Origin of the sequence: Microcoleus sp. F4-D5 (genome assembly GCF_036704885.1) — a bacterium.
GTDB lineage: Bacteria > Cyanobacteriota > Cyanobacteriia > Cyanobacteriales > Microcoleaceae > Microcoleus.
In genome coordinates this window covers 1-9,192 of the sequence record NZ_JAUBSX010000141.1, presented here as the reverse complement: position 1 = coordinate 9,192, position 9,192 = coordinate 1, and the positions used below count along the sequence as shown (strand labels likewise).

At 39.8% G+C, this 9,192-nt stretch carries 7 protein-coding genes and 1 pseudogene; 7 read left to right on the top strand and 1 reads right to left on the bottom strand.

What is annotated here, in order from left to right:
- Positions 1 to 83 precede the first annotated feature (83 nt).
- The 7 genes and pseudogenes from QUA80_RS32475 to QUA80_RS32445 all read left to right on the top strand — a co-directional run.
- Positions 84 to 983, top strand: a pseudogene (locus tag QUA80_RS32475) (condensation domain-containing protein); the annotation flags it as partial.
- A 154-nt stretch (positions 984 to 1,137) separates the two neighbouring features.
- Complete coding sequence (locus QUA80_RS32470; RefSeq protein ID WP_333429031.1) at positions 1,138 to 2,097, top strand: sterol desaturase family protein; 960 nt, start codon at positions 1,138 to 1,140, stop codon at positions 2,095 to 2,097.
- 78 nt (positions 2,098 to 2,175) lie between these two features.
- Entirely contained in the window at positions 2,176 to 3,288 is a 1,113-nt protein-coding gene (locus QUA80_RS32465; protein ID WP_333429030.1) for a phosphoserine transaminase, read from the top strand.
- 66 nt (positions 3,289 to 3,354) lie between these two features.
- A complete protein-coding gene (locus tag QUA80_RS32460; protein ID WP_333429029.1) occupies positions 3,355 to 5,466 on the top strand; it encodes an AMP-binding protein in 2,112 nt (703 codons plus the stop codon).
- Positions 5,467 to 5,658: 192 nt separating this feature from the next.
- A complete protein-coding gene (locus tag QUA80_RS32455; protein WP_333429028.1) occupies positions 5,659 to 6,141 on the top strand; it encodes an aspartyl/asparaginyl beta-hydroxylase domain-containing protein in 483 nt (160 codons plus the stop codon).
- A 6-nt stretch (positions 6,142 to 6,147) separates the two neighbouring features.
- A complete protein-coding gene (locus QUA80_RS32450) occupies positions 6,148 to 7,416 on the top strand; it encodes a cytochrome P450 (RefSeq protein WP_333429027.1) in 1,269 nt (422 codons plus the stop codon).
- Positions 7,417 to 7,456: 40 nt separating this feature from the next.
- Complete coding sequence (locus tag QUA80_RS32445; protein ID WP_333429026.1) at positions 7,457 to 8,734, top strand: cytochrome P450; 1,278 nt, start codon at positions 7,457 to 7,459, stop codon at positions 8,732 to 8,734.
- A 219-nt stretch (positions 8,735 to 8,953) separates the two neighbouring features.
- Here QUA80_RS32445 and QUA80_RS32440 read toward each other — a convergent pair whose 3' ends face one another.
- Positions 8,954 to 9,058: an HNH endonuclease gene (locus QUA80_RS32440; protein ID WP_333429032.1), complete on the bottom strand. Its 105-nt coding sequence runs from the start codon at positions 9,056 to 9,058 to the stop codon at positions 8,954 to 8,956.
- Between the last annotated feature and the right edge of the window lie 134 nt (positions 9,059 to 9,192).

Sequence of the window (9,192 nt, the reverse complement as noted above, 5' to 3'; positions counted from 1 at the left end):
AGTCTGGGCATCGATCTGTTCTACCTTCTACATCTACATATAAATGGTAGCTCTATTCACGCCCAAGTGTACTAGCAGCAGTCTACCAAGCATTTTCCCAAGGACAACCCTCGCCCCTTCCACAATTACCGATGCAGTATGCAGACTTTATTGTCTGGCAACGTCAGTGGCTGCAAAAAGATGTACTCACAAAACTACAAAGCTACTGGCAGCAAAAACTTGCACCGCATCTCGTCGTTCCTGAAATCAAAACAGATATGCCTCGTCCTGCTGTACCAAGGTTGAAAGCAGCAATTTACCCCTTCCAAATATCTGAAGCATTATCAACACAACTCAAAGCACTCAGCCAACAAGAAGGGTGTACTTCATTCATGCTTTTATTAGCAGCTTTACAGATCCTAGTGCATCACTATACAGGTCAGCTTAACTTCTGTATTGGCACTACCGTTGCCAATCGCAATCGAGCGGAGTTTGAAGCCTTAATTGGTTGCTTTATTAATCAGATTCCAATTAAAGCAAATTTAGAAGACAATCCTACATTCCGACAGGTACTGCATCTGGTTCGCAAAACCACTTTAGAAGCATATACTCACAGCGCACTTCCCTTGAAAATGATTCTGGAAACTGTACCTATCTTAAAAACAGATAATCTTCATACATTTCCTTTACCAATAGTGATGATTTTTCACAATGAAATTCCATTGATGGCGGACAATATCAAACTCTCAGATTGTCTTTATGTTCGGGGTAAAAATAGAAAAATTAGGGGAAGCAGGCGCGATTTAACTATGCATATGGGAGAAAGTCAAAAAGGCATTTGGGGGGAGATAGAATACGATATTGATGTATTTTGTGAAAGTACAATTAAAACAATTGTAGAAGATTTTGTCTGCTTGTTACAAGGAATTTCCAACACTCCAGATACTCATATTTCCGAAGGTTTAGGAAAACAATTAGGGCTAAATAGCAAATTATTCAAATAAAATTACTGAATACTCTGTTTAACAAAGTTATTTGATGAACAACTGAATCAGACTTTTGCACAAAAGGATTTAATATTAAGGTCGATATTACAGCATTCAATAAAAGTGTTACTGCCAATTTATCAATCCACATTCGCCATAGGTTAATCTCCCCATGAATTTGAAACAAGAAATAAAATTGATAACTGAAAATCCACTCACTGGGGAGGATAAAAATAGCCTCATGACTGTAAGATTTCGTAATATTCTGACCTGGACAGTCTACCCTGGTGTCATGTCGATCGGTCTGATGATTTATTATGTACTGAAAAGTCATGGCATAAACGTATTTTTTAGTAGTTACATAGCTACAATTATTGCGGGAGTATGTCTGATAACTTTTTTTGAACTTGTACTTCCTTATCAGAAAGAGTGGTTGCCAAGTTCGAGCGAGGTGGGAACTGATTTCCTTTTTATGATGTTGGTACAGGTATTACTCCCGCAGCTTATTTCCATTTCCTTCGTGAGTTGGTTGCTAGGATTTGTCAAAAATAGCAACTGGAACATAAATGATTTTTGGCCGCACAACTATCCTATATGGATACAAATCTTGATTATGATACTTTCTGGCGATTTCTTGAGATATTGGTTGCATCGCGCAGCTCATACATGGCCTTTGTTGTGGAGATTTCATGCCGTACATCACTCAGTTCACAAATTATATTGGCTTAATCTTGGGAGATTTCATCCTTTAGATAGAACGCTGCAACTTTTTTGCGATTCTTTTCCTTTCATTCTTCTCAGCATATCCAAGGAGGTACTGGCACTTTACTTACTTATCTACTCAATTAAAGGATTTTTTCAGCACTGCAATATAGACGTAAAACTGGGTTGGTTTAATTACATCATCAGTGGCCCTGAACTGCATCGCTGGCATCACTCCACAAATATTCATGAATCAAACAATAATTATGGAAATCATATAATAATTTGGGACATTCTTTTCGGCACTTACTTTCTTCCCAAGGGTAAAAAAGTATCCGAACTTGGTCTTTTAAATCGCAATTACCCGATGAGTTTTTTGAAACAGATACAAGCTCCATTTATCAAAGGAATTGATACAGCTCAATTATAGGAATTAATAGTTATAATAAAAATTTAGCGATAATTCCGCAGTACAAACAATTGCCAATTTATAAACCACAAAACATAAATGAATTTGCAAAATTTGAACAATCCCAACAATCACTTAAACTTTTCTGGAGGACCTGGAGCATTACCTGAATCAGTGCTAAATGCTACTCAGGCTGCGATTATGAATGTGCCAGAAGTGGGCTTGTCGTTGCTAGGTATTAGTCATCGCTCTGATTGGTTACGCAATGTACTGGACGAAACAGAAGATAACTTGCGGAATTTGCTCTCGATACCGAAGAATTATCATGTTCTTTTCTTACAAGGGGGTAGCAGTCTACAGTTTTCAATGATTCCCATGAATTTCTTACGGGGCAACAGAAAAATAGCCGAGTATATTGTGTCTGGTTATTGGAGTATTAAGTCCGTACCTGAAGCCAGAAAAGAAGGCCAAATGCAAGTAGTGTGGGATGGAAGAGATAGCGGTTATAAGCGATTGCCAAACCCTGAAGAACTTGTACTTTCATCAGAGGCGGCTTATCTACATTATATATCGAACGAAACGGTAGAGGGACTACAATTTTCCTATCTGCCAAGCATATCCAATGTACCGATAATTTGCGATATGTCTTCAGATTTTTTATCTCAACCGATACCAATTGAGCCTTATGCTTTAATATATGCCCATGCACAAAAAAACCTGGGGCCAGCAGGTGTAACAGTCGTGTTAATTCGAGACGATCTTGTAGAAAGAATTCCGCCCGATCTACACACTATGTTAGATTACCGTACTCATATCAAAAGTAAATCAATTTACAATACGCCACCAGTATTTGCACTATATGTAATCATGCTGGTCACTCGTTGGCTGCGAAAAGATATTGGTGGACTAGCAGCAATGGCAGAGATTAACCAGTTAAAGGCGGCGACTCTTTATAAAGTCATTGATAGCAGCGAATTTTATCGGAGTCATGCGGTTAGGGAGAATCGGTCTCTGATGAATGTTGCATTCCGATTAGCAGACCCCGAATTAGAGCCTTTATTTCTCACAACCGCAGAGGAAAACGGATTTTATGGATTGGATGGTCATCGTTCAATTGGAGGTTTGCGAGCATCACTCTATAATGCAGTCACTCAGTCTGGAGTAGAGGCTCTAGCTGCATTTATGCTAGACTTCCAACAACGTTACGGTTAAGGCATTTCTGTAGTATGCCAGCAATCACAGAACAATTACTTTAATTATTTCAAGTACAAAACAATTATGGATTGCGATTTATTTTTACCAGATTCAGAACAGAAAGCAACTTTAGTTAACTTGTTACGTTATCGGGCGCAACAACAACCATATCAAGTACCATATACCTTTTTGGTAGATGGAGAAACAGAAAAAGTTAGCTTCACTTATGAAAAATTAGACCAAAAAGCACGCGCCATTGCAGCATTGCTTCAAAGCATGAAAGCTTTTAAAGAAAGAGTGCTGCTTCTGTATCGGCCTGGACTGGAATTCATTGCTGCTTTTTTCGGAGGTTTGTATGCAGGTGTAACTGTTGTACCTGTGTATCCGCCGCGAGGTAAACAGCGGATGACAAGATTGCAAGCTATTGCAAAAGACGCACAAGCAACTTTTGCACTCACCACCTCATCTGTAATTACTAAATTGGGAGAAAAATTCAAAGAAGAACCAGAATTAGCAGCCCTGCAATGTATAGCGACTGATGAAGTTGTCAACGATTTGGGAGATGATTGGTTTTTTCCTGAGATTGCTAACAACTCCTTGGCACTTCTCCAGTACACATCTGGTACGACAGGAAACCCGAAAGGTGTGATGGTGAATCATGACAATCTATTCTATAATTCCGCTTTAATTTACCAAGCTTTTGAGCATACCTCTAACAGTCGAGGTGTAATTTGGCTGCCTCCTTACCACGATATGGGATTGGTAGGGGGAGTGTTACAGCCTGTATACGGTAATTGCTCAGTTACTCTGATGTCGCCAGAGAGTTTCTTACAACAACCCTTTCGCTGGCTAAAAGCGATTTCCGAGTATCAAGCGACTACCAGCGGCGGACCTAATTTTGCTTACGATTTGTGTATTAACCAAATTACTCCTGAACAACGCCAACAGCTTGATTTGAGTAGTTGGGAAGTGGCTTTCAATGGTGCTGAACCTGTAAGGGCAGAAACTATAGACAAGTTTTCCGAAACCTTTGCAGATTGTGGCTTCCAAATAAGTGCTTTTTACCCTTGCTATGGAATGGCGGAAACGACTTTAATTGTATCTGGGGGTTTGAAAAAAGAGCCACCAGTGATTCGCTTTGTGCAAGACCAAGCTTTGAAGCAGAATCTCATTGTAACTACTACAAACGAAGACGAAGATGCAAGGGCGATTGTTGGTGTTGGTCATAGTACACCTAACCAAAAAATTGTCATTGTTCGCCCAGAATCCTTAACTCTTTGTCTGGATGGAGAAATCGGGGAAATTTGGGTTGCAGGAAGAAGTGTAGCTGGCGGCTATTGGAGAAAACCTGAAGAGACGCAACAAACATTCAATGCCCAATTACAGGACACAAAAGAAGGGCCGTTTCTACGCAGTGGAGATTTAGGATTTCTACTTGATGGCGAACTGTTTATCACAGGTCGCATCAAAGACATGATAATTATTCGGGGACAAAATCATTATCCCCAGGATATTGAATTGACAGTCGAGAATAGCCACCCAGCATTACGATCTAATTGTGGGGCAGCATTTACTGTAGAGATAGAAGGTGTTGAACAGCTAGTTATTGTTCAAGAAGTAGAGCGTACTTACTTACGTCAGTTGGATGTAAATGAAGTCGTTAAGTCTATTTGTCAGGCAGTGTCAGAACAGCACCAATTACAAGTATCTGCTATTACCCTGTTAAAAACAGCAACTATTCCGAAAACTTCTAGTGGCAAGATTCAGCGCCTTGGTTGTCGAGTTGGATTTCTAAATAAAAGTTTGGATGCAGTCGGCAACTGGACTGCGAATCTTCAACAAGCAGACTTACAACAACTTCAAATAGAAGTAGAAAACCTTTCGGAACGATTACAAAATTCAGATGTTAATCAGTCAGAGGGGGATGGGCAATCATTAAAACCGAATTTTACAGAAAAAGAACTCCAAGCTTGGCTAATTTCTCATCTTGCTATGTACTTGAAAATACCTCCTGATGAGATAGATATTCAAGAGTCTTTTGCAGCATACGGTTTAGATTCAGCAGTGGCGGTCAGTATGACAGGTGAATTAGCCGAATGGATTGGCTGTGAACTGGGGTTGACTCTTTTGTGGGAGTACCCCACCATCGAAACCTTAACGCAGTATTTAGTAATGGAATACAGCAATCCTATTTGATATCTGAATACAGGGGACAAGGAGGAGAAGGAAGATGTGTTTATAACTAACTTGGAATTGTTATATGAATCAGATTGTGAATGAGTTACTTGACAAGGTTCAGCAGCAGAGGCGAAACAAGGTTTCTGTTCTCCGCCTCAAGAATTTTTCGATTATCTTCAACCAAACGATCGTAAAATAATCAAACAAAAAATGTTTTACCAACCTACTGATTTCAAATTTACCAAGAGCCTAGAATCCAACTGGCTGCTCATCCAAGATGAGTTAAATAGACTGGAAGAAAGTAATTCTCTGCCTTGGCAAAAAGAGTTTCTTTATAATAAAGGGTGGGATATTTTTAGTTTGCATTCTTTTGGGAAAAAAATAGATAAAAACTGCTGCTTGTGTCCAGAAACAACAAAATTAGTAGAATCTATTCCTGGAATGACCACGGCGACTTTTTCTTCCCTTGCACCTGGAACTCACATTGCTCCTCATAAGGGATATATAAACACTGTACTCCGTTGTCATTTGGGTTTAATTGTGCCTAGTGACTGTTGGATACGGGTGGGGAATGAAACGAAAACCTGGGAAGCAGGCAAGTGTTTAATTTTTGATGATACCTTTGAGCATGAAGTTTTGAATCGCAGCAATACCGCCAGAATAATTTTATTGATCGACTTTAAAAAAGCCTAGTTTTATATGAATAAAGAACAAAATAGTCCTAACAACAATGAAAAGAGAGACTCAACAAAAGGAGTCAAATTCAATCTTTTTGACCATAAGTTTAACGCTAATCCTTATCCAACTTACCATGGCCTCCGAAACGAAGATCCGGTACATAGATACTTTGTTGGAGGTGATTGGATCGTTACTCGCTATGCTGATGTCAAAGCAGTTTTAAAAAGTAGTTGTGTTAGTACTGATGATAGACCAAAATCAATACAAGAAAGAAACAAATATTTCTTACACAAGGAAAAGAATCTAGATACTCTTGCTTATACCACCAGCCGATTTTTATTTTATATGAACCCGCCAGATCATACCAGATTGCGTGGGTTGGTGGGTAAAGGTTTTTCTTCTGTAGTTGTTGAGCGTATGCGTCCCCATATTCAGGAAATTGTGAATGAATTGCTTGACAAAGTTCGGCACAAAGGGAGTATGGACATTGTTGCCGAGCTTGCGAGTCCACTATCTGTAAGTGTAATTAGTAAGCTGTTGGGAATACCAAAAGAAGCTCAACAACAACTTCATCAGTGGACTAATGTTTTATCGCGTATTTTAGACCCGCTGGTGTCACTAAAAGAATATGAAGCGATGAATCAAGCTACAGAAGAAATTCAGGAATATTTACGTACTCTCATTGCCGCTCGAGAAAAAGAGCCACAAGAAGACTTCATTAGTAATTTGATTGCAGCTAAAGACCAAAGTGACAGGCTAAGTCAAAAAGAACTGTTAGCAATTTGCACGTTGTTATTTGGAGCAGGTGAAGAAACTACAGGGAATACGATCGGCAATGGAATGCTGGCATTGCTACAACACCCTAACCAAATGGAACAACTTAAAAGAGAACCGACAATGATTCAGAGTGCTGTAGAAGAAGTAATTCGCTACGATAGTGCAATTCAGATGTTAACCCGTATTGCTACTGATAATATAGAAATAGGCAACCAAACAATTAAAGCTGGCGAAAAGATAGTTCTTTGTTTAGGAGCTGCTAATCGAGATCCAGCCCAGTTCCCAAACCCAGATGAGTTAAATATTAATCGAGAACACAATCAGCACGTTGCTTTTGCTGATAGTATTCATTATTGCTTGGGAGCCCCACTAGCAAGGCTGGAAACACAAATTGCTATTAACACACTGATTCAAACGTTCCCTAATTTAAAGTTAGCTTCAAATAAACAGGAGTGGAAAAAGAGTATAGTCATACGCGGCTTGAAATCTCTGAGCGTAAGTTTTACGAATTAAGTAACTTCTATCAACTTGGATAATTATAGGAGGTAGGTAAATGGAACCAACTGGAGATACACACGAAGAGATTATTTGTTCATCTAAAACTCAAAAATTAGGGATGGCAAAAGCTCTTAAATTCAATCCTTATGACCCAAAGTTTCGGGCCAATCCTTATCCCGTCTACCACCAACTCCGCTCTGTTGAACCAATACACCAAAGCTTCCCTGGTATGTGGGTAATTACTCGTTATGCTGATGCTAAGGCAGTTTTGCGCGATCCTCGCTTTTGTGTTAATAAAATGCAAAAAAATGTTAAACACAAGAGCCATTCTCTAGAGCAAGGCGATTTCAATACACTTGCACAAGCCATTGACAAATGGTTAATATATTTAGATCCGCCTGAGCATACTAGGTTGCGAGGTCTAATCAGTAAAGCTTTTTCTTCTACAAGCGTCAATATTCTGCGTCCCCAAATTCAAAAAATTACCGATGAATTGATTAGCAAGGTTCGGCACAAGGGTTTCATGGATATTATATCCGATTTTGCTTGCCCATTACCCTGCAATGTCATTGCCGCAATTCTGGGAATACCTGTTGAAGATTGGTTTAAGGCGTATCATTGGTCTGATGTACTGTCTAATATTTTAGATCCGCTCAGCTCTGTGCAAGGCTATGAGCAGATGAATAAAGTTGCGCTGGAATTTACAGATTACTTTAAGAGCTTGATTGCACAACGACAAAAAAGTCCGCAACAGGATTTGCTGAGTGAATTGATTGCTGTTAAAGAACAGGATAATAAGCTAAGTGAAGAAGAAATTATATCTGTCTGTATGCTACTGTTCCTAACTGGTGAAGAAACCACAGTCAATCTTATAGGTAACGGTATGCTTGCTCTGTTAAGTCACCCAGAGCAAATGCAACAGATTAAGACACAACCAATGCTTATTCAAAGTGCTGTGGAAGAAATCCTGCGTTATGATAGCCCAATCCAAATCACAACACGAGTAGCAACTGAAGACGTTGTTCTAGATGGTGTAACAGTTCGATGTGGTGAGAAAGTTTTGGTTGTCTTGGGAGCGGCAAATCGCGATCCGGCACAATTTCCCGATCCCGATCGCTTTGATATTAAACGAGTTAATAATAATCACCTAGCTTTCGCTGATGGTATTCATTATTGTTTGGGTGCAGCATTGACGCGGATTGAAGGTGAAATTGCTATTAATGCTCTTGTGCAACAATTGCCTGATTTACAATTATCACAAGATAAGGTTGAGTGGCGAAAAAAGGTTGCTTTTCGTAGCCTTAAGGCTCTCCCAATTATTTTTAATTCATGAACTTAAATATATAGCAACCGCCTTGGCGGTACAGATAAGTTTAGACGATCGCACCGAGTAGGTTGAGTCGAGGAAGGCTAGTCGGGTAAGGTTCAAGCGTCACCGCTCTCCCCTCCCCTGTCGGGTAAGGAGGCACACGTCGCCGTGTCCCCCCTCCCCTAAGAACCGGACTTGACAATTGCTCATCATCCGGCTCAAGCCTCCTGCCACAAGAAATGTTTATCCCGATGTAAAATGTTGGTGACAGCAGATGTGAAGGTGAACCAAGTTTTCTTCTCGGTCAGTGCCTCCATTTTTAACTGGCACAACATGGTGGGTATACAGTTGTTCTCCATTAAACAGGTGTTGGTAGTGCCTTGAAGGAAAGGATCGAGCAAGTTACTATAGCGATCGCAAATCATTCATAAATCGATCGAGGGTTCGATCGAGCAGTAGTCTCATGAGAATGTTGGCTCAAA